Source organism: Rhizobium sp. CFBP 13644 (assembly GCF_014842165.1).
GTDB classification, from domain to species: domain Bacteria; phylum Pseudomonadota; class Alphaproteobacteria; order Rhizobiales; family Rhizobiaceae; genus Agrobacterium; species Agrobacterium tumefaciens_C.
Map to the genome: position 1 here is coordinate 734,666 of NZ_JACYVF010000001.1, position 26,213 is coordinate 760,878.

Consider the following 26,213-nt stretch of genomic DNA (forward strand, 5'->3'; position numbering starts at 1 on the left):
CAACCGGATCACAAACGATAAAAAAATACGCAGGCACCAATCCAGCGGCGTTGAACTGTCGTAATCATCTCAGGATTAACGTGGAACCGGACGATATGGATTTTCAGACAGCAAACAGCAACCGGAAAAAAAGACCGCGCATTGCCGTCATCGGTTCGGGTATTTCAGGCCTTTCCGCCGCATGGCTGTTGGATAAATCCGCCGACGTGACGCTGTTTGAAGCAGCCGACCGTCTGGGAGGCCACTCCAACACGGTCAGCGTCGAGCTGCCCGGCAAGCCCGCTATCGCGGTGGACACCGGTTTCATCGTCTATAACGTGCTCAACTATCCCAACCTCGTCGCACTCTTCGATCACCTTGGCGTCAAGACCGATGTCTCGGACATGTCGTTTGCCGCTTCGCTGTCTGGCGGGGAACTGGAATATTCCGGCTCCGGCATCAATGGCCTGTTCGGTCAGCGATCCAACATCTTGCGCCCCCGCTTCTGGAGCATGGTGTGGGATGTGCTGCGCTTCTACAAGCAGGCCGGAAAGTTGCTGGACGATCCGTCTCTGCGCGGTGTGAGCCTCGGTGATTACCTCGATAGAGACGGCTATTCTCAAGCTTTCATCGATGACCATCTCCTGCCGATGGGTGCTGCGATCTGGTCGACCACGGCTGCTGATATGCGCGCCTATCCGCTGCATGCCTTCATCCGGTTTTTCGTCAACCACGGGCTTGTGCAACTTTCGGGCCGCCCGCAATGGCGCACGGTCAAGGGTGGCAGCCGCGAATATGTGGCGCGTATCAAGGCGGAATTTTCAGGCACCATCGTTCTCAACAGCCAGATCACATCCATGCTGCGTGAAACGGGTGGCGTGAAGCTCGTGGATCGATCCGGCAATGTGTCGATCTTCGATGATGTCGTCATCGCAACCCATGCCGATCAGGCGCTTGCGCTTCTAGGTGACGCGGACGCGGATGAGCGTTCAGTTCTGGGCGCCTTCGACTATACCAGCAACCTGGCCGTCCTGCATCAGGATGAAACCTTGATGCCGAAGCGCCGCCGGGTCTGGTCCAGCTGGAACTATATGAGCGAGCCGAACGCAAACGGCACCGAAGAACTTTGCCTCACCTACTGGATGAACAAGCTGCAGGGCATTGATGACGCAACGCCCCTGCTCGTGACACTCAACCCCTCCCGCCCCATCGATCCTGCAAAGGTGATCCGCAGCTTCGATTACGCCCACCCCTTGTTCGATGCGAAAGCCATGGAAGCGCAAAAGCTCCTGTGGGGTCTTCAGGGACGCCGCAATACTTGGTTCTGCGGTGCGCATTTCGGCAGCGGCTTCCACGAGGACGGGCTGCAATCCGGCCTTGCCGTTGCCGAGGCACTGGGTGGTATCAAACGTCCATGGAAGGTTGAAAACGAGTCCGGCCGCATTTTCCTGTCGCCCGCAAAGGCGCATGTGCAATGACGCTTCGTTCCGCCATCTATGCCGGACACGTCGTGCATACGCGCCATCGCCCGCATGCCCATTCCATGCGCTACCGCGTTTTCTCGCTGCTGCTCGATCTTGATGAACTTCCCCTGCTCGACAAGGGCTTTCGCTTCTTTGGCTATAATCGCCGTGCCGTCTTCAGTTTTCAGGATCGTGACCACGGTGTGGGGGAAACGGGTGGCCTGAAAGACTGGGTTGCCCGGCATCTTGCCGATGCAGAGATAACCTTGCCGATCGATGACCTGCGGGTGGACATGCTGTGCTATCCGCGCATTTTCGGCTATGTTTTCAATCCGTTGACGGTCTATTTCTGCCATGACCGCAACGATGAGCGCCTCGTCGCCATTCTCTATGAGGTGCGCAACACCTTTCACGAACGCCACACCTATGTCATTCCGACCGACGGCAGTGAAGCTGGCGCTATCCGCCATTCCTGCGCCAAGGAAATGTACGTATCGCCCTTCGTGCCGATGGAATGCACCTATGATTTCCGCATTCAGCCGCCGGATGAAAAGGTGCTGGTTGCCATCAACGAAAAGGATGCGCAAGGCGAGTTGCTGTTCGCCTCCTTTGCCGGAAAACGAAGCCCCTTGACTGACAAGGCGCTCCTGCGTGCGCTTTTGTCCTATCCGCTGATGACCCTGAAAATCATGGGTGCGATCCATTGGGAAGCACTCTTACTCTGGGTCAAAGGCAATCCAATTTATCGACACAAGGCTGCGCGCAGTCGCATCGCCAGCTCCGTCGTTCTGGATGGCGGCATTGCGGGCGCAAAAATGGGAGGAATAAAAGATGAGCCACGCTGAACAGGAGACAACTCCCTTTCTCATGCAACACGCACCCCTCTGGCAGCGCATGATCTGCCGCCGTCTAAACACCATAACCCATGGACGCCTGACCGTCATTTTTCCGGGCGGATCCGAATTTGTCTGCAATGGGCGCGAGTCGGGCCCGCACGCGGTCGTTTCCCTCAACCGGGGCCGCGTCGTTCGCCGCCTTTTGATGGGCGGCAGCCTCGGCTTCGCCCAGGCCTATATGGACGGTGACTGGGACACACCAGATATTGCGACCCTGATCGAAGTGGCCATCGCCAATGAGGCAAACTGGATGTCGGTCTCTGAACCTGCCCGTCTGGTCTCAGCCTTTGCCTATCTGCGCCACCGCCTGCGCCGCAATTCCAAGTCCGGCAGCCGTCGCAACATCTCGTTCCACTATGATCTCGGCAACAGCTTCTATTCTGCCTGGCTGGATGAGACGATGACCTATTCATCGGCGCTTTTCGAAACGCCCGGCCAGAGCCTGGCAGATGCGCAGAACGCCAAATATGACCGCATCGTCGAGCAGTTGAAGATCGGCCCTGATGACCACGTGCTGGAAGTCGGCTGCGGCTGGGGCGGATTTGCCGAATATGCCATGGCCAAGACCGGCTGCCGGGTCACGGGCCTTACCCTTTCCACCGAACAGGCCGATTTCGCCAGAAAGCGTCTTGCCAAGGCAGGGCTCGCTGACCGCGCCGACATCCGGCTTGAGGACTACCGCGACTGCCAGGGCACGTTCTCGAAAATCGTCTCCATCGAAATGTTCGAGGCGGTGGGCGAAGAAAACTGGCCGACCTATTTCCAGCGCCTGCAAGATTTGCTGGCAAAGGGCGGAGAAGCCATGGTGCAGGTTATCACCATCGCTGAGGACCGCTTCGATGAATATCGCAGCAACGCCGATTTCATCCAGACCTACATTTTCCCCGGTGGCATGTTGCCGACGGTGACAGCCTTCCGCAAGGCAGCCGAAAACAAGGGCTTTACCGTTCCTGATATGCTGCGCTTCGGCAAGGACTATGAACACACGCTCATGCTGTGGGACCGCAGCTTCTCTGCAAACTGGCATCGCGTCCAGCCGCTCGGCTTTGACGAACGCTTCCGCCGTATGTGGAGATATTACCTGCATTACTGCGCAGCAGGCTTTAGAACCGACCGCATCGATGTCGTCCAGTTCAAACTGGCAAAGCCCTGAGCAAGACGACAGGCGCTCTCGGCTGGATATGTCGAGAGCGCAATCACTTCGCGCACAATGAAATTCGCGCCAGCATGGAACCTCACGCAGGCACTCACGTTACGGTGAGTGTCATATGTTTTAGCATCGCAGCCTGTGGAAGCGGTTTTGCCGTCCCGGCTCGATATTACACTGCGGAGAAAGCCATGAACCAGATCATTTACATCGTCGGCCTCGTTGTCATCGTCCTCGCTATCCTGTCGTTTTTTGGCTTCCGTTGATAGCAACTTAACAGTTGTAAAGCGCTAATTTTGCAATTACTCTTTTTAACGGGAACCATGTCGGCGTAGAGGTCGTTGACATGGGCGTTAGGGAGGCGTCCAATGACCAAGATTGTATGGACTAAGCCAGTAGAAATCAGCGTTGATAAAGCGAACAAAGATGTTGTTGCGGGTCCGCGTGATGCGCTCACTCTTTTGACGGAAAACTGGCCACACACGCGCGGGTTGATGTTCGTGCGTGCACGCAGCGCCTGCCGGGCGGCGCTGGACGGTCGCAAGACCCTCGAAGAAGCCCGTCGCTGCTTTGAAGAAGCTGTATCCGAAGCGAGCCTGCGTCCGTCGCATTGACGGCTCGCTTTGATAAGATTTCACACACGGAACATCCATGGAAATCTCATCGCAAGAAAATGGCCCCAACCGGGGCCATTTCTTTGTCTTCGTCACATCCAGTATGGCGGGACGCCGTAATAGTCATAGACCTTGCGGTCGTCGCGACCGAGGAAGCTCTCATCATCGCGGTTGGCGAATTTAGGGCCATTTTCGATCTGCTCTTTCGTCAGGTCGATGCGGTATCCGTCAAGCTCTTCATCGTAATGCAGTTTTTCCCAAGGGAGTGGGTAATAGTCATCGCCAATTCCTAGAAAACCGCCGAAGCTGAGGACGGCATAGGCGACGCGACCGCCGCGCTTTTCAAGGATGATGCGCTGGATCGAGCCGATCTTCTTGCTGTCAGCACCGTAAACGCTGGTGCCTTCAACCTTGTCGCTGGCAATGAAGCTCGGCGTGTCCTTGACGTAAGGGTCCTGACCGGCGCGGGGCTCATGATGTACCATAATGTTTCCTCCTTTGGATTTGCATTCGTTACGAATGGTAAATCCAGCGGCAGAAAAATCGTTCCCGGTTTTTGTATATCAGGCTCTTTGCCGCCCGATGCGGGCCAATAAAATCACGGGAAGAATCCCGATCAGCACGATGGCGAGGGCTGCAATGGATGCCTCCTCATAGGTTCCGCGGGCGGCTTCCCCATAGAGATGCGTGGCGAAGGTCTCGAAATTCAGCGGGCGAAGCAGAAGCGTTGCGGGCAATTCCTTGACGCAATCCACGAATACCAAAAGGGCCGCAGCCGCCATGGCCGCCTTCGATAAAGGCAGGTGAACAGCGCAAAAGGTTTGCGTGGATGTGCGGCCAAGCGTGCGCGAGGCGTGATCGAAGGATGCTGGAATGCGGCTCAGCCCCGCATCGATACCGCCGCCGGAAATGGTGAGGAAGCGCACTGTGTAGGCAAATATCAGCGCCCATCCGCTGCCGATCAGCAAAAGGCCGGTGGATATTCCGAACCAGTGCTGCATTATTTGATCAACAAACCGGTCGAAACCGCCCAGCGCGATCAGCACACCGATGGCGATAACGGTTCCGGGCGCTGCATAGCCCACGGTTGCAAGGCGGAATGACCAGCGGGATGTCTTTCCCGGTGCCAGCCGCATGGCGTAAGCCACCACCAGCCCTACGCCGACCGTCACTAGAGTGGCGGACGCGGCAAACACGATGGTGTTGACGGCCTCTGATGCAAAGCGCGACGACAGGCCGCTGAACTGAAACCGCTTCCAGGCTTCAACGACAAGATAGATGGCCGGGGCAACGAAGCCGATCAGGATCGGCAGGCCGCCAAGACAGAAAGCGAGCCAACCGCGCAGGCCGTTCAGGCTGGTCGGCGCCAGCACCGTACTTTTCTGTGCTGAAGAGGCATAGCGTTGACGCCTGCGGGCCCAGCGTTCCATGGCAATCAGCCCGACGACCAGCAACAGCATGCAGAGCGCAATCTGCGCCGCACCGGGCAGGTCAGACCGCGTCACCCATGTGGTGTAGATGGAAACGGTCAGCGTCCTCACACCCAGAAACTCGGATGCGCCGATGTCGTTCAGTGCCTCCATCAAGGCAAGGCTGACGCCGACTGCGATGGCCGGACGCGCCAGCGGCACCGCAACCCGAAAGAACAGCGCACGTTGCGAGGTGCCCAGCATTCGCGCCGCATCCAGCAGATTTCCGGCCTGCGTCAGGAACATCGCCCGGACGGGAATATAGACGTAGGGGTAAAGCACAAAGCCGAGAAGCACGATGCAGCCGGTCATCGAGCGAATATCGGGAAGTCGAAATTCGCGCGGGCTGGAATATCCAAAGAGCCAGCGCACCACCCCCTGCACCGGCCCCAAAGGGTGGAGAAGATCGAGATAGGCATAGGCGACGATGTAGGTTGGCATGGCCAGGGGCAGCAACAGGGCCCATTCCAGCAGCCTTCGTCCGGGAAAATCATGGGCCGTGACCAGCCACGCGCTGGCCGTGCCCAGCACACCTGCCGTGATGCCAACGCCTAAAAGCAGGATCAGCGTTTCCGGCAGGGCCGTTGCCAAGACGGTATCGCGCAGATGCGGCCACAAACCGTCCGAACCCTGCAGCGCTTCGGAAAGCAGCGCCAGAACCGGCACAAGGGCAAGGGCAGCAATGGCGCAGGAAGCCGCAAGCCACCAGAATGCGGAACTGCGCAGTCCAGATCTTGATGCCGTGGCCGTGCTGCTGCTGAAAACCATGCTGACTTTAAGGGTTTAACCGCAAAAATACGGAGCTTCGTAAACAGGCAAGGCGCCCGCTTGCAACGGACGCCTCAAGTTTCAGAGACCAAAGCCTCTGCTTGTCGTTATTCTCGTCAGCCCTTAGTTGTCGAAGCCGACCTTGTCCACCAACTGGCTGGCTTCCTTGCGGTGGGAAACGATTTCAGTCAGCGGCTTGTTGTCGATTTTTAGATCACCGAAGGATGCAACGATCTTGTCGAGGGCAGCGCCTTGCTTGACTGGGTATTCGTAATTGGCTTCGGCATAGATCTTCTGGGCTTCATCGGAAACCAGATATTCGAGAAGCTTCACGGCTTCGGCCTTGTTCGGCGCGTTCTTGGCAATGGCTGCGCCTGAGACGTTAACCTGCGTGCCGCCATTCTTGAAGGTCGGCAGAACGACCTTGATGGCCTCGCCCCATTTGACCTGCTCTTCACCGCCCTTGCCCGAGCGCATCAGCCCGACATAATAGGAGTTGGCAATACCGATATCGCAAATGCCGCCGAGAATATCCTTGGCAACATCACGGTCGCCGCCGCCAGCCTTGCGGGCCAGATTGTCCTTCACACCGGAAAGCCACTTTTCGGTGGCATCTGCGCCGTAGTGAGCGATATAATCTGCAAACAGAGCGGTGTTGTAAGGGTGCTGGCCAGCGCGAATGCAAACCTTGCCCTTCCACTTGGCGTCGGCAAGATCTTCATAGTTGAAGGAAGCCAGATCAACATCCTTGGCGGCATAGAGAACACGGGCGCGCATGGACAGCGCAAACCAGTTGCCCTTGGCATCGCGAAGCTCGGCTGGAATGGCCTTGGTCAGCGCATCGGATTGCACCGGCTGCGTCACACCCTTTTCAGCCAGATCGACCAGATTGCCAGCATCAACCGTCATCAGAACGTCGGCAGGTGAGCTTGCGCCTTCGCTCAGGACGCGTTCTGCCAGACCGTCTTTCAAAAAGACTGTGTTGACGGCAACGCCGCTTTCCTTGGTGAAGGCGTCCAGAAGGGGCTGGATCAGCGCCGGTTCACGTGTGGTATAGATGTTGAGTTCTGCTGCCTGTGCGGCGGCAGTGCCAAATGCCATGGTGCTTGCCAAAAGCGCGATCTTGGTAACGTTGAACGATGTCATCGTCTATCCTCCCCTTTATCATATTCGAATAGTATCGGGAGTGCATGCACCATACCTGATATTATAAATCAAGTTATCTCAGCCGCATTTTTTCAGTGATTTGCTCACTTTGAGTTGAAGCGGGACCAGATTCTGGTGACAATCCCTGCCATCTTCAACTTCAGGTAAATGTCAGCACAGTCTCGTCAGCAACGGAGAGTTTGACCGTCTCAACATCGAGAGGTGTTCTTTGCATGCTGCGAACGCGCAACTCATGATCAAGTCCCTCCACGCTCACCGACACCTGCTCGATTTCGCCGAGGAAAACACGGGATGTGATGCGCCCTGTAATATCAGCCTCGGAAACCGCCGGGGACAGCGTAATGGCGCTGGGGCGGATATAGGCGAAAGCCTTGCCACCCTCACCGAGGTCTCCCTTGTGGGCAAAATTCCCCACCGGCGTCTCGACATGCCCGTTCCTCACCGTGCCTTCAACCTTGTTGAAGGCGCAGAAGAAATCTGCCGCATAACGGCTGACGGGATTGTCGTGCAGGGCATAGCCCGTGCCGACCTGCACGATCCGGCCTTTCTGCATCAACACCACGCGATCACCGGCCGAAAGCGCCTCTTCCGGATCGTGAGTCACCAGAATGGCCGTCGTTTTCAGCTCTTTCAGCAGGCTCAGTGTCTCGTCGCGCACGCTGTCACGAAGGCCGCGATCCAGATTGGAGAAGGGCTCGTCCATCAGCAGAATTTTGGGCCGGGGTGCCAGCGCACGCGCCAGCGCCACGCGCTGCTGCTCTCCGCCGGAAAGCGTGTGCGGGTAGCGCTTGGCAAGATCGGTCAGGCGCACATGCTCGATCAAATCCGCAGCTCTTGCCTTGGCTTGAGCCTTCGGCTGACCTTTCAAACCGAACAGCACATTCTGCTCGACGGTCAGATGCGGAAACAGCGCGTAATCCTGAAAGACGAAACCGATGCGCCGCTTTTCCGGCTCCATGAAGGTTGCAGGTCCTGCAATCTCGGTGCCGTTCATCACAATCGAACCGCTATCGGGTGTTTCCACGCCAGCGATGATGCGCAACAGGGTAGACTTGCCGCAGCCGGAGCGGCCGACCAGACAGATGATCTCGCCCCGCGTCACAGTCAGGCTGATATCATCGAGCACGTCCACATCACTGAAACGCTTTCCGATGGTGCTCAGTTGGAGCGCGGCAATCTCTGGCATGTCATCTCGCATGTCCGGTTACACAGGTCTTCATTGGGTTTTGTTGATTGCGCAAATCAGCATTAAAGTCAAAAGCCAATCACAAAGCGCGGGGCGGTGGAGATCGCAAGCGCCGATAGTTGACGTTTACGTTAGAGTTAATTACGCTGATGTGAGTGGATGGTATTGGAGGCTTCATCTACGATTGCAATCGCTGGTACCCGGTCAGGCTGAGGAGCAGACAGGAGAGACCGCATAGTATAGGTTGCAAGTGCCAGCATGGGGAGGACGGATATATGAGCGACATGAATTTGAGCCGCCTGGAAACGGGCAATTTGCCGCGACCCTGGCTTGCATCCTACCCGCAGGGTGTGCCTGCCGAGCTTCCAGCGCCCGATTACACGTCGCTTGCGGAACTCCTTGTCAAAAGCTGCGAACGCTTCGCTGATCGCAAGGCGTTTTCCAGCATGGGCAAATCGCTGACCTATCGTCAGCTTGAGGATCAGACCCGCCGCATCGGCGCGTGGCTTCAGCAACTGGGCCTGCAAAAGGGCGACCGCGTTGCGGTAATGATGCCGAATATTCTCCAGAACCCGGTTGCGACCTACGCCATTCTTCGCGCCGGTCTGATCGTCGTCAATGTCAATCCTCTCTACACGCCGCGTGAGCTTGAACACCAGTTGAAGGATTCGGGCGCCAAGGCACTTTTCGTGCTGGAAAACTTCGCCCATGTGGTGCAGCAAGCCCTGCCCAAGACCGACGTGAAGCACGTCATCGTCGCCACGATGGGCGATCTGCTTGGCCTGAAAGGCCACATCGTCAATCTGGTGGTGCGCAAGGTCAAGAAAATGGTGCCGGCCTATGCGTTGCCGCAGGCTGTCAGCTACAAGCAGGTTCTTGCGCAATCGCGCCAGATGGACTTGAAGCCCGTCAATCTCGGCCTCGAAGACATCGCCTTTCTGCAATATACCGGCGGCACGACAGGCGTATCCAAGGGCGCTGTCCTGACCAATCGCAATCTCTTGGCCAATAAGAGCCAGATTGCACTGTGGATGGAGCCAGCCTTCGTCAACCGGGCCCGGCCTGAGGTGCTGAACTTCGTCTGCGCCCTGCCGCTCTATCATATTTTTGCCCTGACCGTGAATTCCCTGATGGGCATTGCGCTGGGCGGCCACAATCTTCTGATAGCCAATCCGCGTGATATTCCAGGCTTCGTCAAGGAGCTTTCCGGCTACACGCCGCATGTCTTCCCCGGCATCAACACGCTGTTCAACGCGCTTTTGAACAATGAGGATTTCCGCAAGCTCGACCTGTCATCGCTGGTTCTGGTGATGGGCGGCGGCATGGCCGTACAGCGCCCGGTTGCCGAACGCTGGGCATCCGTCACCGGCACCCATATTTGCGAAGGCTACGGCCTGTCCGAAACCTCGCCCGTTGCCACGGTCAACCCGCTCGGCACATCAGATTTCAGTGGCACAATCGGCCTTCCCATGCCGTCCACCGATATCGATATTCGCGATGATGACGGTAAAAGCCTGCCACTTGGCGAAGTGGGTGAGATCTGCATTCGTGGTCCGCAGGTCATGGCCGGTTACTGGCAGCGTGCGGATGAGACCGCCAAGGTGATGACGGCAGACGGCTTCTTCCGCTCCGGCGATATGGGCTTTGTGGATAACCGTGGCTACACCAAGATCGTGGACCGCAAGAAGGATATGATCCTCGTCTCCGGCTTCAACGTCTATCCCAACGAGATCGAAGAGGTCGCAGCAGCCCATCCCGGTGTGCAGGAATGCGCGGCTGTTGGCGTGACGGACGAACATTCCGGCGAGGCGGTGAAGCTTTACGTGGTCAAGAAAGACCCTGCGCTGACCGTGGAAGAGCTGAAGGCATTTTGCGCCATTAGCCTCACCAACTACAAACGGCCCAAGCATATCGAGTTCATCGCAGAGCTGCCAAAGACCAATGTGGGCAAGATCCTTCGCCGTGAACTTCGAAAGCTGGCTAACTGATTGGTGCGCTTTATAATATTTCAATCGATTTAGTCGAACGCGCCTTGATTTAGCCTCGTGAAAAAGAATAGTTTCCTCATCCTTCCCCGGAGCATGAGGAGCATTCCATGCAGGACATCGTCAAAAGCCTGAAATCCACAGTCGAAAAGACCGGCGCGACCGATCTTCGCGCCGCCTTCGCCGCAGATGCACAACGCTTCGAGCGGTTCAGCGTGCGTTTCGACGACCTGCTGATGGACTATTCCAAATGCGCCGTGAACGACGAGGTCGTCGCCCTTCTTGAAAAGCTGGCCATTGAAGGCGGCGTTGAGACAAAGCGCGACGAGATGTTCTCCGGCAAGGAGATCAATTTCACCGAAGGCCGCGCCGTGCTGCACACCGCCCTGCGCAACCGTTCCAACACACCCGTTCTTGTCGATGGCAAGGATGTGATGCCCGATGTGAACGGCGTTCTGGCTGCCATGGGCAAATTCGCCCATTCCATTCGCACCGGCGTGCTCAAGGGCGCGACTGGCAAGAAGATCAACGATATCGTCAATATCGGCATTGGCGGTTCCGATCTCGGCCCGGTCATGGCGACGCTGGCACTGGCACCCTTCCATGATGGCCCGCGCGCGCATTTCGTGTCCAACATCGATGGCGCCCATATTGCCGATACGCTGAAGCTTGTTGACCCTGAGACGACGCTGTTCATCATCGCCTCCAAGACCTTCACCACCATCGAAACCATGACGAATGCGGCAACAGCCCGCGCCTTCATTGCCGACAAGCTGGGCGAAGATGCCGTCGCATTCCATTTCTGCGCCGTCTCCACAGCGCTCGACAAGGTGGCAAAGTTCGGCATCGACAGCGAACGCGTCTTCGGTTTCTGGGATTGGGTGGGTGGACGTTACTCCATCTGGTCGGCCATTGGCCTGCCGCTGATGATTGCCATCGGACCGGAGAATTTCGGCAAGTTCCTGGATGGTGCGCATGCCATGGATACCCATTTCCGCACAGCCCCCGTGCGGCAGAACCTGCCCATGCTGCTCGGCCTCATCGGTTTTTACCATCGCAACGTGCTGGATTATTCCACCCGCGCCATTCTGCCTTACGACCAGCGCCTGTCGCGCTTCCCGGCCTATCTGCAACAGCTGGACATGGAATCAAACGGCAAGGGCGTCACCATTGATGGCACGCCGGTGGAAGGCCAGTCCGGCCCTGTCGTGTGGGGCGAACCCGGCACCAACGGCCAGCATGCGTTCTACCAGCTCATTCACCAGGGCACGAGCGTCATTCCGGCGGAATTCATGATTGCCGCCAATGGCTTTGAGCCGAAGCTGCGCCATCAGCACCAGTTGCTCATCGCCAACTGCCTTGCCCAGTCGGAAGCCCTGATGAAGGGTCGCACGCTGGCGGAAGCGAAGGAACAGCTGACATCGAAGGGCATGGATGACAGCCACGCCGATTTCATCGCCCCTCACCGCGTCTTCACCGGCAACCGCCCATCCATCACCTTCGTCTACGATACGCTGACACCGTTTGCGCTGGGTCGCCTCATCGCGCTTTATGAGCACCGCGTCTTCGTGGAAGGCGTGCTGTTCCGCATCAACTCGTTTGACCAGTGGGGCGTGGAGCTTGGCAAGGAACTGGCAACCGGCCTCCTGCCCGTGGTCGAGGGCAAGGAAAGTGCCGCCGATCATGACAGCTCGACACAGGGACTGGTGAAAGCCCTGTCAGGTCTGGCAAAAACCGCCTGAGTTTCCACTTGCGAGATGCGCCGCGCCCTTACCGGGCGTGGTTGACAATTGAAACAGCCTGCCGAGATGATCGGCGGGCTGTTTTTCCAGAAGGGCTGTTTTAGCATCATTGCAACACCCACCTCTCTTAGCTGCCTTCCAAACGTGCCATCTGTTTGTAAATCGTGCGGAAAACCCTAATATCGCTTGGAATTGCGGCCGTGCGCCGATAAGTAACCATAGGCCCATACAACAACAGGAACAGGCCTGGTGTTTTCGAACCTCATAAACAGGACCGACCATCTGGACGCGCAGGCGCAAAGCGAAGTGCCCGCCTTGACGCAAGGCCTGTCCGGTCGCCTGCTGTTGCTAACTGTCATCTTCGTGATGATTGCCGAAGTTCTGATCTTCGTTCCCTCCGTTGCCAATATGCGCCTTTCCTGGCTGCGCGACCGCCTGAACACCGCTGCCGCCGCCGGTGTGGTGATCGATGGCTTGCAGACCGAGCTGCCCAGAAGCGTCCAGAACGACACGCTGCTGGCCACAGGCGCCAAGCTGATCGCTCTGCGCAAGGATGGCACCAACACGCTGCTGGCCGCGACAGAGGTGCCGCCCAGCGTCGATGACCAGTATGACCTTTCCGATGTGTCGCAGCTGACGGCGGTGCGGGATGCCTTTTCGGTGCTGCTGTCCAGCGGCAACCGCGTCATCCGGGTGTTCGACGTGATCGGCGACAGCAACATGATCATCGAGATCGTGATTGGCGAGCACAAGCTTCGCGCTGCGATGATCGCCTATGCTGGCAACGTGCTGATGCTGTCGGTGGCGCTCTCGCTGATTACCGCAAGCCTGATCTTTGTCTCCATCAACCGTATTCTCATCCGGCCCATCCGTCGCCTGACGCTGGGCATGCAGGGTTTTTCCGAACAGCCTGACGACCCCTCCCGTGTGTTCAAGCCGGATGAGGGAACAGACGAGCTGGCCGTGGCGGGGCGGCATCTGGCGGATATGCAGGCGCAGCTGCAAAAAACCCTGAAGCAGCAGAAGAACCTAGCCGATCTCGGCCTTGCCGTCTCCAAGATCAACCATGACATGCGCAACATCCTGTCATCGGCGCAGCTGATGTCGGACAGGCTTGTCGATGTCGATGACCCGATGGTGCGCAGCTTCGCGCCAAAGCTTCTGCGCACCATAGACCGCGCCGTGGGCTATACCAGCGAGGTTCTGGCCTATGGGCAGGCCACCGAAGGTGCACCGAAGCGGCGCCTGATCGATCTTGAGGAGTTGGTGCAGGACGTCAGGGATATTCTGGCGGTTGATCCGGCCAGCGGCATCGAATTGGTGGACAGCGTTCCGCCCGGTCTGCGCATCGATGCCGACAGTGAACAGCTGTTCCGCGTTCTCTACAATCTCTGTCGCAACGCCGTGCAGGCGCTCCAGCAAGCAAGGGGCGAGGAATACCCCGACAAACGCCTGACGATTGCCGCACAGCGCAATGGAGACGTCGTCAGCATCGTCATCGACGACAATGGTCCCGGCATGCCGCAGAAGGCACGGGAGAACCTGTTCTCGGCCTTCCGTGGCTCCGCCCGGTCCGGCGGCACCGGACTTGGCCTCGTTATTGCGCGTGAGCTGGTGCTCTCCCACAAGGGGACCATCGCACTGGTGGAAAAATCGCATCACGGCACCCAATTCCGCATCGAAATCCCCGATCGCGCAGCATCCGATCTGCGCGCCACCAACGGCGCCTGATCAGGAAATGCCGCAGCACCTTTTGCGGCTGTTTTTGCCCTTCGATTTATGCATATCATAAATCCAATGATTTCAATACCTTAGAAAATTCATTACATAAAAATGACAATTTCTCAGCAAAACCGCTTGCATTCAAACTGAGGACGTTTTAGAGGATCGCCACGCCAACGGAACATGTTTCTGCGGCACGCACCCGTAGCTCAGCTGGATAGAGCACCAGACTACGAATCTGGGGGTCAGGAGTTCGAATCTCTTCGGGTGCGCCATTTCTCTTCCTTAAATAATAAGCAGTTACATCGTTTTTCACGCTGCTTTTGCGGCTTTGCTGGAACGTTCCGGATTGCTGCTTTTCAGCTTCGATCCCGCTCAGCCCGCTGCCTGTATATGAGCGACTTCGGCGGCATCTCGATCCCGTTTCGCATCCTCACCTCCATCTGCATTCTCAAGGCGAGCCATTGCTTCATGCTGCAAGCAGTCAGCCACGAGCAAGCTATTCATGGCATACGCTGAAGCCGAGATTGATGGACGGCCTGAAGCTTTTTGTTTGTTATAAATCTCTTCAGCTACGCGCGATGTACTGAAGCTTTTGATGAACCGTATCGTGTTGGCCATGGGTGCTCACCCGGTGGCATCGACAACGACCGTGCAACGGGTTTGACGCGCAACCTCAAAGAGCTTGAGAGGAGGCCGTTGTGTAATGTCGCGCGCGTTCTTCTCATCCGGCTCCAATATATTTTGCAAATACTTTACTGCGTCGCCGCACCGAAGAAAGCTGTCGAGATGAATATTGAAGAAAGCGACCTCGTTTCAAATACATGGAGGTTCTCGAGAGAGAGCGGCAATTTGGTTGCTCCAGTCCTGCGCTTTTTGCCGAACGGATTGGTGGGCGGATATATTCACACGTTCGAGCGGTGCTGGAGCCTTGAAGAAAACAGGCTGAGTTTCCGAACTATCTATGGTCAGACGACAACCGTCTTCGAAGACTATATTCGTGACGAAGACGGCCTCCACATTATGAAAGGTCGTTCGCGGGTCGACCCCAACATTGTCCACGTTCTCGAGCGGGCAAAAATGCCATCTGCTGTGGATTTCGGTCAGGCGGCTTCACCGGACGTACCCCTTTTCAAGATTTCGGACTCTGTGGCGACCAAGCGCCGCCGCAATCTGGTCGTGTTGCGCGCGAATGAACAATCCCTGCACAATCAATGGCCTGTGAATATCAACCCGGATGATCGTAACTGGGACCTGTGCATCAGCTGGTATGGACGTAAGATTCCCGAGGATGTCGGCTTCCACGAATATTTCACGCATCAGGCCGATGACCGGAAATTCTCCGCGATCTACAAGCTGTTTCTCAGCGGCAGCCCGCTTCTCGACTATGACAATGTCTACCTGCCGGATGACGACCTGATGATGGCGTGGAGCGACATCAACAAGCTGTTCAATATTTTCCGCATCAACAAGCTCGATCTCGCCCAGCCTTCGCTTGTGCCGACGTCATACGTCACGCACCCCGTTACGGCGCAGAACGCGGATTATTTCCTGCGCTATACGAGTTTCGTGGAATTGATGTGCCCGATCTTCACCCAGGAATTCCTGCAGCTCTGCCTGCCCACATTCGAGGCGTCCTTCAGCGGCTTTGGTCTCGACCACATCTGGTCGATGATGGCAGGTCGGGCGGCTGGCAGTATCGCGGTTATCGATGATGTTGCAGTGGCCCACACCCGGCCCGCCAACAAAAACTACAATGTCATCAATGCGATCCTGGAAGAGCACGCTATTTCGGGTCTGTATAACTCGACAAAGTCTTACGACACATTTGGCGGCATACAGCGTCCATACACGCTCGGATAACGGAACCGGAGTAACCCAACCATGCATTTCAAGCCGAAAGCCGTTATTCTTGCCGGTGGCCTTGGTACCAGACTGGCCGAGGAAACCGCGACAAAGCCCAAGCCGATGGTCGAAATCGGTGGTCGCCCGATCCTGTGGCACATTATGAAAATCTACAGCGCCCACGGCATCAATGATTTCATCGTGTGCCTTGGCTATAAGGGATATGTGATCAAGGAGTATTTCTCGAATTACTTCCTTCACATGTCGGATGTCACCATCGATCTTGCCCGCAACAGCATCGAGACGCATTCAGCGAAGGCTGAGCCTTGGCGCATCACGCTGGTCGATACTGGTGAGTTGACGATGACCGGCGGGCGCATGAAGCGCATTCTGCCCTATGTCGAAAACGATCCCTATTTCTGCATGACCTATGGTGATGGCGTTGGTGACGTTGACGTTACAAAGCTCATCGCGTTCCACGAAGGCCACGGCTTGCAGGCCACCGTCACCGGCACACAGCCTCCAGGCCGCTTCGGTGCCATCAAGATCGAGGACGACAAGGTTGTTTCCTTCATGGAAAAGCCTGACGGTGATGGCAACTGGATCAATGGCGGTTACTTCGTTCTGGCTCCCGATGTTCTGTCGAGGATCAACGGCGACGAGACCACATGGGAGCAGGAGCCTCTCGAAACTCTTGCGCAGGATGGGCAGCTGGGGATTTACCGGCATGCAGGCTTCTGGCAGCCGATGGACAGTTTGCGCGACAAGACCCAGCTTGAAAAACACTGGGAAAGCGGCAAGGCACCCTGGAAGATCTGGTAGGGCGGACGCCGCTCAACCGGAAAACGATAGCAACGCAACAGCAGCAGGCAGAGATCACCTTGAGCTTCAATAATGTCTATTCCGGCGCACGTGTTCTCATTACCGGCCATACCGGCTTCAAGGGTTCATGGCTCAGCGCCTGGCTAATCAATCTCGGCGCCACCGTCTGCGGATATTCCAAGGATGTTCCAACGACGCCGTCCATGTTCGGTCTTGCAGGCCTTGCCAGTGAGGTAGAACACCATACTGGCGATATCCGCGATCTGACACAGTTGCGGGATGCCGTTCGCAGCTTTCGTCCCGATTTCATCTTTCATCTTGCCGCTCAGGCAATCGTCTCGACATCCTACAAGGATCCGCTCGATACGATTACCAGCAATGTCACCGGCACAGCCAATGTGCTGGAAGTGGCGCGCGAGATCGACTGGCCCTGTACGGCAATCATCATCACCTCGGACAAGTGCTACGATAATGTCGAGTGGGTCTGGGGATATCGTGAAACGGACGCTGTTGGCGGCAAGGACATCTATTCCGGCTCCAAGGGTGCCGCAGAACTCATCTTCCGGTCCTATTATCATTCCTTCTTTCACGGCAAGAACCATCCGGTACGCCTGGCGACCGCAAGAGCCGGCAACGTCATCGGTGGTGGCGACTGGGCAGCAGACCGCATCGTTGCCGATTGCATCAGGGCATGGGGCGAAAAGCGCACCGTCGAAATCCGCTCGCCCTCGGCAACACGCCCCTGGCAACATGTTATGGAACCCTTGAGCGGTTATCTGACACTGGCGGCAAAGCTTGCCGGTTCCGACGCATATGACGGTCAATCCTACAATTTCGGCCCACGTGCAGAGCAGAACCGCACAGTGGTCGATCTGATCGGTGACCTCGGCGATATCTGGGGGCTTCAGTCGCAGAGCGAAGCCTACACCGTGACAGGCAACATACCATTTCACGAAGCCAGCCTGCTCAAGCTCAACTGCGACAAGGCATTGCTGCATCTGAACTGGGAAGCAAACCTGCGATATGACGAGTGCGTCGATATGACGGGTTCATGGTACAGGCGGGTTCTCAAAGACGGCAGCAATGCGCTGGCGGTCACGCTGGAGCAGATTGCCGGTTTCGAGGCAATCGCCAGGGATCGCGGCAGGGGTTGGTCCGTTGCAGGCTGAGATGAGCGACATTATCATCACGCCCCTGAAGCGCATTTCGACGCCCAAGGGCGATGTTATGCACGCTATAAAGGCCAGCGACCCCGGCTATGCCGGTTTCGGCGAAGCCTATTTCTCGATGGTGAACCATGGCGAGATCAAGGGTTGGAAGCGCCATTTTCGCATGACGCTCAATCTCGTCTGCGCGTCGGGTCTGATACGCGTCGTTGTCCGCACTGAAACCGGAGAGCTTGTGGTCGACACGCAGCTTTCTCCGGATCAACCAGAACTTTACAATCGCCTGACCGTGCCTCCGGGATATTTCGTGGCATTTCAGGGGCTTGCTGCTGGTGCATCGACCCTCCTGAATATCGCCTCGATACCGCATGATCCCAATGAGGCCGAAACCCGGCCGGTTGATTTTTTCGAATGGGACGCATGATGGCTGGACCTGTGCTGTTGATCGGTCATTCCGGCATGCTAGGCAGCCGCTTCGCGGGCGATCTCAATGCCGATCAGGTCGTGATTTTGCCGCGTGAGGCGCTGGATGTCACCCGCCCTCGGCATCTCATCGATAGCGTTGTCGGCACATCGGCATCGGTCATCATCAACTGTGCGGCACACACGAATGTGGAAGAAGCGGAAAGCGATCGGCCCGCCGCCTTTTCCACCAATGCCATCCTGCCGGGATTGCTGGGGCAGGCAGCGCGGGAAAGCAATGCGCTTCTGGTCCATTTCTCGTCCACCGGCTGTTACGGGCGAAATGGCGCTGATGGTCTTGCGCCGCATTCTGATTTTGCGGGCCTGAACCCCACGACCGTTCACCACAAAAGCAAGGCGGCTGGCGAAGTCGCGGTGCGGGAGGCTGGATGCAGGTATCTGATCCTTCGCCTGGGCTGGCTTTACGGCGGCAGCGCCGCACACCGAAAGAACTTCGTCTGGGCACGCATTACCGAGGCGCGAAACAAGACAGAAATGGCGTCTGACCCTTATCAGTACGGGTCACCCACAAACGTTGATGATGTGGTGAAACAGACGATGGCGCTGATCGAGGCCGGCATGACCGGGACCTTCAATTGCGTCGCGTCCGGTGCGGTTTCGCGTTTCGATTACGTCCATCATATCCTGAAATCCGCTCAGCTTTTCCCTCGCCTCTTGCCTCAGCGCTTCCAGAGAAAGGCTCCGGTATCGCCCAATGAAGCGGCGATCAACGAGAAGCTTGACTTACTCGGCCTCAATAGGATGCCGTCCTGGGACGTGGCCCTTTCGGCCTATGTGGCGTCGCTGCTGGCCGAAGAGGGGCAAGGTCGATGACCCATGAAACTGTTCTGATTCTTGGCGGCGGCATTGCTGGCCTTTCCGCCGCATACCGTCTTCGCGACCACAACATCCATGTTCCGGTCTATGAGGCCAGCGAGCGGCCCGGTGGGCTTCTGGACAGCTTTACACTCGAGACGACCGAGGGCACCTGGACATTCGACAATGCCGTGCATTTGTCTTTCGCGACGGAGCCGGAAGTGCGCGCGGTTTTTGATCGCACACCCTACCTCAACCATGAGGCCCGGTCTCTGAACCGAGATGGTGAGTATTGGTTACCTCACCCCGTACAGAACAACATGTATCCGCTTCCAGCCGAGGAAAAGACCGATCTCATCATCGATCTTGCCAATCACCTGACTGAGGCATCCTCGGAACTGCTCCCGGCAAATTACCGCGACTGGCTCCTGCAACAATATGGCGAAAAGATCGCCGAGCGTTGGCCACTGCGCTACACGCTAAAATACTGGACCATCGACTCTGCCGAATTGGGCACGCAGTGGATCGGAAATCGCATGCGTCGCGCCGATTTGCGCGAGGTCGTTTTAGGCGCAGTCAGCGATAATCCGCCCAATACCTACTATATCTCAACGATGCGATATCCCGAACGGGGTGGATATCGCGCCTTTCTGCAACCTCTTCTTGATACGGCAGACGTTAAATGCGGTTTTCGGGCCAGCGCCATCGATAACCGCCGCAGACAGGTCTCCTTTGCCAATGGCGAGGTCAGGTCATACGAGCAAATGATCTCCAGCATTCCCCTGCCCGTTTTGATCGAGTTGATGACAGACGTGCCCGATGATATCCGGGGCCTGGCGGCCAGCCTTTTCGCCACCTCCATCGATATTGTTTCTCTGGGCTTCAGAAAAGAAAAGGTATCGCCGAGCCTTTGGTTCTATATCTACGATGAAGATATTCTGGCTGCGCGGGTCTACTCCCCCAGCATCAAGTCTCCCAACAATGCGCCAGAGGGACATTCTTCCCTTCAATTCGAGATCTATTCATCCCGCGCCAAGCCCCAGACACTCCAGCCCTCCGAACTGATCGAAAACTGTATCGGCTCTCTGGAGAAAATGGGTCTGGCATCCCGCGATGATATCGTTCTGACCCATCACAAGCATCTGCCTTTCGGAAACGTCGTGTTTGACCTCGACATGGAAAGCAGACGTAACCGCGTCCGTGATTGGGTCAGCGAGCAAGGAATTGCCCTCGCCGGACGTTTCGGAGAGTGGGATTACCTCTGGTCCAATCAGGCCTTCATGTCAGGAAGAAACGCGGCTGATCGCGTTCAGGCAAATAGAGAACACTAAAAACAATAATCGGGTCTTGGCCCGAGGTGCGATTTGAGGCGTTCGCGACACACCGTCCGCGAATAGCAATCGTCAAGTCCGGCTTGCGGCTGGCCTATGTCGGGCTGTTCTGCAATAAGGGAAACGATAAAGGCCAAGGCTCCAGATCGTCATTGTGGCGAGAGAGCCTTTGCCCTGTTCCTGGAGTATCGGAATGGTCGCAAGGCTTGTCACTTTCGTCACCCTGCTTGCCTTTCTTGCCGGTTGCGGCGGTCGGCCCATTGGCGTCATGACGCCGACGGGTGAGCGGGTGCAGGGCACCTCTGCGGTCAATCTGCTGGTGGCAACAACCCGGGCACCGTCTGATGATAAAGCTATTCTCTTTGGAGGCGAGCGCGGAACGGGGCTGAAGGTCGATGCCATCTCCGTTTCCATTCCGCCCGAAGCCAACCGCACGGTCGGTCAGGTGCAGTGGCCAAAGAAGCTTCCCGCTGATCCGTTGAAGAACTTCACCACTGTTTCGGTTGAACCGGTGAAGAATGATCGGGACACCCAGAGCTGGATCAAGCGCAACAGCCTGAAGAACAAGCGTGTTCTGGTCTTCGTCCATGGCTTCAACAATCGCTATGAGGAATCGGTCTACCGCTTTGCGCAGATCGTCCATGATTCCGGGTCCGACGTGATGCCTGTTGTCTTCACCTGGCCGTCCCGCGCCAGCGTATTCGATTATAATTACGACAAGGAAAGCACCAATTATTCCCGCGATGCGCTGGAAGAAATGCTGACACGGCTGGCGAAAGACAATGCCGTCAGCGACGTGACGATCATGGCCCATTCCATGGGAACGTGGCTTGCGGTGGAGTCCCTGCGGCAGATGGCTATCCGCCATGGCCGTGTCTATCCCAAGATCAACAATGTCATTCTGGCTGCACCGGATCTCGATGTCGATGTGTTTGCCCGCCAATATGCAAGCCTTGGCGCGGACAAGCCGAAGTTCACCCTGTTCGTCTCTCAGGATGACAGGGCGCTCAGCCTGTCGCGCCGCATCTCCGGCAATGTCGACCGCCTCGGCCAGATCGACCCTGCCGCTGAACCCTATCGCAGCCAGCTGGAAAGTGCTGGCATTACCGTTCTCGATCTCACCAAGCTGAAATCCGGCGATCGCCTCAACCATGGCAAATTTGCCGAAAGCCCAGAAGTGGTGCGCCTTATCGGCGGGCGGTTGATCGACGGGCAGACGGTGACGGATTCCGATGTCGGGCTGGGCGAGGCTATCGGCGCTGTCGGCATTGGCGCTGCCCAGACGGTCGGCACGGCGGCCAGCGTCGTCGTCAGCGCGCCCATTGCCGTCTTCGATCCGCGAACCCGCGAGAATTATGGCCGTCAGGTCGAGCGCCTCGGTCGCTCCGTCGGCAACACCGTAGGCTCCGTGGGAGACACCGCAACGAGCGTCATCGATCCGCGAGGGCTGAACACCGGCACGCGCCGGTCTGGTGATTGCAGCCTGCCCGTTAATCGCGGAAATTCGGAATGCCGGGATCGCTGAGCGCATAATATACAAACAGTATTTTATGCGCTATGAGCGTGCATCTCAATTCCTGCCGGAGTGATCGCCATGCGCTTCAAACGTACCCTTCAGCTTCTCGATGTTCATTGTGAAGGTGAAATCGGGCGCGTTGCGACAGGCGGCGTTCCGAAAATTCCCGGCAACACGGTGGCCGAGCAGCTTCATTGGCTCAACACCGATCCGAAGGGCGAAGAACTCCGGCGCTTCCTGACGCTGGAGCCGCGCGGTGCCCCCATCGGCTCCGTCAACCTTCTGCTGCCGCCAAAGCACCCGGATGCGGATGCCGCTTTCGTCATTCTCCAGCCGGATCAGGCGCATGCAAGCTCCGGCTCCAACTCCATCTGCGCCACCACGGCCCTGCTGGAAAGCGGCATGGTGGAGATGAAGGAGCCGGAAACCATCGTCATGCTGGAAACGGCGGCTGGTCTGGTCAAGGCAACCGCCACTTGCCGCGATGGGCGCTGCGAAAAGGTGACGCTGACCATGGTGCCATCCTTCGTGCATGAACTGGATGTTGAGATCGACACGCCGGACTGGGGCCGCATCCGCATGGATATCGCCTATGGCGGCATTTTTTACGCACTCGTTGACGTGGGCCAGATCGGGCTGACCATAGACAAGGCGAATGCGGCAAAGCTCGTGGCCGCAGGCATGGTGCTGAAAGACATCGTCAACCGCGACCTGCCCGTCGTGCACCCGGAAATTCCCGCCATTTCAGGCGTCGCCTATGTGATGTTCCGTGATACCGAGGCCGATGGCACCATCCGTACCTGCACCACCATGTGGCCGGGCCGTGCGGATCGCTCGCCCTGCGGCACCGGCAACTCGGCCAATCTCGCGACGCTGCATGCGCGCGGCATGGTCAAGGTTGGCGATACCTACACCTCGCGCTCCATCATCGGCACGCAGTTCGAGGTGGGCTTGTCAGCCGTTACCGAGGTGGCTGGCAAGCCAGCGGTCATTCCCACCATTGCCGGGCGCGGCTTTACCTTCGGCATGCACCAGGTCTGGCTTGATCCCAATGATCCGCTGGCGGATGGCTTTGCCATGACCGATGTCTGGGGTCCGCAGGCGGGCGCGATTTAAGCCGTTGCGGGTTGGAAAAACTCGTCCTGGACGTTGTTTTCTTCCATGGAATGGTGCTAAACGGGCGTAATTCCAGCATGATCCAGAGGTTTTACGATGAAGTCGATCACCCTTCGCCGCCCTGATGACTGGCACCTGCATTTGCGCGATGGTGCAATGCTGGAAGGCGTGATTGCCGATACCAGCCGCCATTTCGCCCGCGCCATCATCATGCCCAACCTCGTGCCGCCTGTCGTCACGACAGCAGATGCCATCGCCTATAAGGAGCGCATCACCAGGGCCATTCCATCAGGTGACCGCTTCCAGCCGCTGATGACGCTGTACCTGACGGAACACACCAACCCCAACGATGTGGAACAGGGCAAGACGAGCGGCCTCATCCATGCGGTCAAGCTTTACCCCGCCGGTGCCACCACCAATTCCCATGGCGGCGTCAGGGATATGGAAAAGGCCATGCCGGTGCTGGAGCGCATGGCGAAGATCGGCCTGCCCCTCTGCGTTCACGGCGAAGTCACCACTCCAGAAGTTGATATTTTCGACCGCGAGAAGGTCTTCATCGAAACGGTTCTGGAGCCGCTGCGAAAGCGCCTGCCCGAGTTGAAGGTGACGATGGAGCATGTGACGACACAGGACGGCGTTGACTATATCAAGTCATCCAAGGCCAATCTCGCAGGCACCATCACCACCCATCACCTCATCATCAACCGCAACGCCATTCTGGTCGGCGGTATCAAGCCGCATTATTACTGCCTGCCGGTTGCCAAGCGTGAAGAACATCGTCTCGCGCTGCGCGCTGCCGCCACCTCCGGCGACAACCGCTTCTTCCTCGGCACGGATTCCGCCCCCCATGTGGACCCGTTGAAGGAATGCGCCTGTGGCTGTGCGGGCATCTACACCTCCATCAACACAATGAGCTGCCTTGCGCACGTGTTTGAGCAGGACAATGCGCTGGACAAGCTGGAAGCCTTCACCTCGCTCAGCGGCCCCGCCTGGTACGGCCTTGCGCCGAACGAGGAGACCATCACCCTCACCAAGCGCGATGAGCCGGTCAGCTTCCCGGAAAAGATCGAGACGGGCGCTGGCCCGGTGACCGTATTTGACCCCATGTTCCCGTTGCATTGGGATGTCGCCTAAGTTTTTCAATTCACTGCCGGTTCGTCCGGCAGTTTTTCTATGTAGCACCTGATCAAAGAGGAAACGCCCGATGTCCACATTCACATTCACGGATCGCGCCCTGGTGGCAGAACTTGTCGCGAAGATGCTGTGGGAGATCAAGGCGGTTCATTTCAACTCCGAGAACCCGTACACATTCGCATCGGGCATGAAGAGCCCCGTCTATATCGACATGCGCAAGCTGATTTCCTATCCGCGCATTCGCTCCACCGTCATGGATTTTGCCGCCGCAGAAATCGTCGCTGATGCCGGTTTTGAAAAGTTCGATTGCGTGGCCGGTGGCGAAACCGCAGGCATCCCGTTCGCCGCCTTCCTGGCAGAACGCCTTGGCCTGCCAATGATCTATTGCCGCAAGAAGCCCAAGGGCCATGGCCGCAATGCGCAGATCGAAGGCCATATGCCCGAAGGCGCCCGCGTGCTGGTCATCGAGGATCTGACGACCGCTGGCGGCTCCATGTTCACCTTCATCGAAGCCATCCGCGCCGCCGGTGGCATTGTCGATCACGGCATCGCCCTGTTCTATTATGGCATCTTCCAGGAAGCCGAGGCGCGCTTTGCCAACGGAAATGTGAAGCTGCATTACCTCAGCACATGGCGCGATGTTCTGGCTGTCGCGCGCTCTGAGAAGCTCTTCGATGACAAGACCCTGTCGGAAGTCGAAGCCTTCCTCGATAACCCTCTGCCATGGTCAGCCGCCCGTGGTGGCGTCAGCGAATTGCCGCAATCCTGATCATGGTTGGCCTGATCTTGGTTGGGCATAGAAATTTCGATTGGTAGACATCTGGCCAATTCAGGCGAAGTTGTTTAAATCGATTTAGTTTTTGGTACGGAGGAAAACCGGATGATCCTGTGTTGTGGTGAAGCCCTGATCGACATGCTGCCGCGTGAAACCACGAAGGGCGAAGCCGGTTTTGCGCCCTATGCGGGCGGCGCGGTCTTCAACACGGCCATCGCGCTGGGTCGTCTCGGTGTTCCCTCTGCCTTCTTCTGCGGCATCGCCGATGACATGATGGGCGAGATCCTGAAAGACACGCTGAAGGCCAGCAATGTCGATTACAGCCTCTGCGCCTTCTCCAACCGCCCCTCCACCATCGCTTTCGTCAAGCTGGTGGATGGCCACGCGACATACGCCTTTTACGATGAAGGCACGGCGTTGCGGATGCTGTCTGAAAGCGATCTGCCCAATATCGGACCCGATTGCGAAGCCATGCATTTCGGCGCCATCAGCCTCATTCCAGAACCCTGCGGCGGCACCTATGAGGCGCTTCTGATGCGCGAACACGAAAAGCGCGTTATCTCGCTCGACCCCAACATCCGCCCCGGCTTCATCAAGGACAAGCAGAAACACTTAGACCGCATCAACCGGATGGCCGCCAAATCTGACATCGTCAAGTTCTCGGATGAGGATCTGGCATGGTTCGGTCTGGAAGGCGACGAAGACACGCTCGCCCGCCACTGGCTGCACCACGGCGCCAAGCTCGTGGTCGTGACGCGCGGCGCAGAAGGCGCGGTCGGCTATACATCCAACCTTCGCGTGGAAGTGCCAAGCGAGCGCGTCGATGTCGTCGACACCGTCGGCGCAGGTGACACCTTCGACGCCGGCATCCTCGCCTCGCTGAAACTCCAAGGCCTGCTCACCAAGCCACAAGTGGCCTCCTTGACGGAAGACCAGATCACCAAGGCACTCGCACTCGGCGCAAATGCTGCTGCTGTGACGGTATCACGCGCAGGCGCCAACCCACCTTGGGCTGAGGAAATTGGGTTGTGAGCGTTAGAAAGTCGTTCAGGCGATTTATAAGCCTCGGAACAACCTGTGAAGTTCAGTATC

Annotated in this window: 23 protein-coding genes and 1 tRNA gene; 19 read left to right on the plus strand and 5 right to left on the minus strand. The window is 57.4% G+C overall.

The features are described from left to right. The first annotated feature begins 95 nt into the window (after positions 1-95). The 4 genes from IFT53_RS03475 (at position 96) to IFT53_RS03490 (ending at position 4,099) form a co-directional block, all read left to right on the plus strand. Positions 96-1,457 carry an NAD(P)/FAD-dependent oxidoreductase gene (locus tag IFT53_RS03475; RefSeq protein WP_192063333.1) on the plus strand — a complete coding sequence of 454 codons (1,362 nt, stop codon included), beginning with the start codon at positions 96-98 and terminating at the stop codon, positions 1,455-1,457. Beyond that, a complete protein-coding gene (locus IFT53_RS03480; protein ID WP_192063332.1) occupies positions 1,454-2,287 on the plus strand; it encodes a DUF1365 domain-containing protein in 834 nt (277 codons plus the stop codon). Before IFT53_RS03475 ends, IFT53_RS03480 begins: the two co-directional genes overlap by 4 nt. Beyond that, on the plus strand, positions 2,274-3,491 hold the full coding sequence (locus IFT53_RS03485; protein WP_192063331.1) for an SAM-dependent methyltransferase: 1,218 nt from the start codon (positions 2,274-2,276) through the stop codon (positions 3,489-3,491). The genes IFT53_RS03480 and IFT53_RS03485 overlap by 14 nt, the downstream gene beginning before the upstream one ends. A gap of 362 nt (positions 3,492-3,853) precedes the next feature. Further along, entirely contained in the window at positions 3,854-4,099 is a 246-nt protein-coding gene (locus IFT53_RS03490) for a DUF982 domain-containing protein (protein WP_192063330.1), read from the plus strand. A 92-nt stretch (positions 4,100-4,191) separates the two neighbouring features. On the opposite strand, the gene IFT53_RS03495 is transcribed toward IFT53_RS03490, so the two are convergent. The 4 genes from IFT53_RS03495 to IFT53_RS03510 form a co-directional block, all read right to left on the minus strand. Next, on the minus strand, positions 4,192-4,584 hold the full coding sequence (locus IFT53_RS03495) for a PRC-barrel domain-containing protein (RefSeq protein WP_192063329.1): 393 nt from the start codon (positions 4,582-4,584) through the stop codon (positions 4,192-4,194). A 78-nt stretch (positions 4,585-4,662) separates the two neighbouring features. Continuing rightward, positions 4,663-6,336: an ABC transporter permease gene (locus tag IFT53_RS03500; RefSeq protein WP_192063328.1), complete on the minus strand. Its 1,674-nt coding sequence runs from the start codon at positions 6,334-6,336 to the stop codon at positions 4,663-4,665. Positions 6,337-6,459: 123 nt separating this feature from the next. Next, positions 6,460-7,482 (minus strand): Fe(3+) ABC transporter substrate-binding protein, encoded by a 1,023-nt coding sequence (locus IFT53_RS03505; RefSeq protein ID WP_192063327.1) that lies wholly within the window; start codon positions 7,480-7,482, stop codon positions 6,460-6,462. 160 nt (positions 7,483-7,642) lie between these two features. Next, entirely contained in the window at positions 7,643-8,689 is a 1,047-nt protein-coding gene (locus IFT53_RS03510; RefSeq protein ID WP_192063326.1) for an ABC transporter ATP-binding protein, read from the minus strand. Positions 8,690-8,973: 284 nt separating this feature from the next. Between IFT53_RS03510 and IFT53_RS03515 the strand changes: the two genes are divergently transcribed. The 4 genes from IFT53_RS03515 to IFT53_RS03530 all read left to right on the plus strand — a co-directional run bounded on the left by IFT53_RS03515 (position 8,974) and on the right by IFT53_RS03530 (position 14,413). Further along, positions 8,974-10,677, plus strand: coding sequence for a long-chain fatty acid--CoA ligase (locus IFT53_RS03515; protein ID WP_192063835.1), 1,704 nt, complete (start codon positions 8,974-8,976; stop codon positions 10,675-10,677). 107 nt (positions 10,678-10,784) lie between these two features. Continuing rightward, a complete protein-coding gene (gene pgi, locus IFT53_RS03520) occupies positions 10,785-12,416 on the plus strand; it encodes a glucose-6-phosphate isomerase (RefSeq protein WP_042617884.1) in 1,632 nt (543 codons plus the stop codon). Positions 12,417-12,782: 366 nt separating this feature from the next. Next, on the plus strand, positions 12,783-14,147 hold the full coding sequence (locus IFT53_RS03525; protein ID WP_197980145.1) for an ATP-binding protein: 1,365 nt from the start codon (positions 12,783-12,785) through the stop codon (positions 14,145-14,147). A 189-nt stretch (positions 14,148-14,336) separates the two neighbouring features. Continuing rightward, positions 14,337-14,413: transfer RNA gene (locus tag IFT53_RS03530), tRNA-Arg, on the plus strand. A 100-nt stretch (positions 14,414-14,513) separates the two neighbouring features. Here the strand turns inward: IFT53_RS03530 and IFT53_RS03535 are convergent. Then, positions 14,514-14,759, minus strand: coding sequence for a hypothetical protein (locus tag IFT53_RS03535; RefSeq protein ID WP_192063325.1), 246 nt, complete (start codon positions 14,757-14,759; stop codon positions 14,514-14,516). Between the two features lie 231 nt (positions 14,760-14,990). Here IFT53_RS03535 and IFT53_RS03540 point away from each other — a divergent pair, with 231 nt between their 5' ends. The 11 genes from IFT53_RS03540 to IFT53_RS03590 all read left to right on the plus strand — a co-directional run bounded on the left by IFT53_RS03540 (position 14,991) and on the right by IFT53_RS03590 (position 26,153). Further along, entirely contained in the window at positions 14,991-16,001 is a 1,011-nt protein-coding gene (locus tag IFT53_RS03540) for a hypothetical protein (RefSeq protein WP_192063324.1), read from the plus strand. Between the two features lie 21 nt (positions 16,002-16,022). Next, the gene (rfbF, locus tag IFT53_RS03545) at positions 16,023-16,805 is read left to right on the plus strand and encodes a glucose-1-phosphate cytidylyltransferase (protein ID WP_192063323.1); all 783 of its coding nucleotides are present in this window, start codon (positions 16,023-16,025) and stop codon (positions 16,803-16,805) included. A gap of 59 nt (positions 16,806-16,864) precedes the next feature. Further along, positions 16,865-17,974 carry a CDP-glucose 4,6-dehydratase gene (gene rfbG, locus IFT53_RS03550; protein ID WP_192063322.1) on the plus strand — a complete coding sequence of 370 codons (1,110 nt, stop codon included), beginning with the start codon at positions 16,865-16,867 and terminating at the stop codon, positions 17,972-17,974. Between the two features lies 1 nt (position 17,975). After that, a complete protein-coding gene (locus tag IFT53_RS03555; RefSeq protein ID WP_192063321.1) occupies positions 17,976-18,395 on the plus strand; it encodes a dTDP-4-dehydrorhamnose 3,5-epimerase in 420 nt (139 codons plus the stop codon). Then, entirely contained in the window at positions 18,392-19,267 is an 876-nt protein-coding gene (locus IFT53_RS03560) for an SDR family oxidoreductase (protein WP_192063320.1), read from the plus strand. Before IFT53_RS03555 ends, IFT53_RS03560 begins: the two co-directional genes overlap by 4 nt. After that, on the plus strand, positions 19,264-20,580 hold the full coding sequence (locus IFT53_RS03565; RefSeq protein WP_192063319.1) for a protoporphyrinogen/coproporphyrinogen oxidase: 1,317 nt from the start codon (positions 19,264-19,266) through the stop codon (positions 20,578-20,580). The genes IFT53_RS03560 and IFT53_RS03565 overlap by 4 nt, the downstream gene beginning before the upstream one ends. A 193-nt stretch (positions 20,581-20,773) precedes the next feature. Then, positions 20,774-22,105, plus strand: a complete 1,332-nt coding sequence (locus IFT53_RS03570) for an alpha/beta hydrolase (RefSeq protein WP_192063318.1) — start codon at positions 20,774-20,776, stop codon at positions 22,103-22,105. A gap of 69 nt (positions 22,106-22,174) precedes the next feature. After that, on the plus strand, positions 22,175-23,212 hold the full coding sequence (locus IFT53_RS03575; protein ID WP_192063317.1) for a 4-hydroxyproline epimerase: 1,038 nt from the start codon (positions 22,175-22,177) through the stop codon (positions 23,210-23,212). A gap of 96 nt (positions 23,213-23,308) precedes the next feature. After that, a complete protein-coding gene (gene pyrC, locus IFT53_RS03580; protein WP_192063316.1) occupies positions 23,309-24,346 on the plus strand; it encodes a dihydroorotase in 1,038 nt (345 codons plus the stop codon). A 70-nt stretch (positions 24,347-24,416) separates the two neighbouring features. Then, complete coding sequence (locus tag IFT53_RS03585; RefSeq protein ID WP_192063315.1) at positions 24,417-25,115, plus strand: orotate phosphoribosyltransferase; 699 nt, start codon at positions 24,417-24,419, stop codon at positions 25,113-25,115. 111 nt (positions 25,116-25,226) lie between these two features. Then, positions 25,227-26,153 (plus strand): carbohydrate kinase family protein, encoded by a 927-nt coding sequence (locus tag IFT53_RS03590; protein ID WP_192063314.1) that lies wholly within the window; start codon positions 25,227-25,229, stop codon positions 26,151-26,153. Positions 26,154-26,213 lie beyond the last annotated feature (60 nt).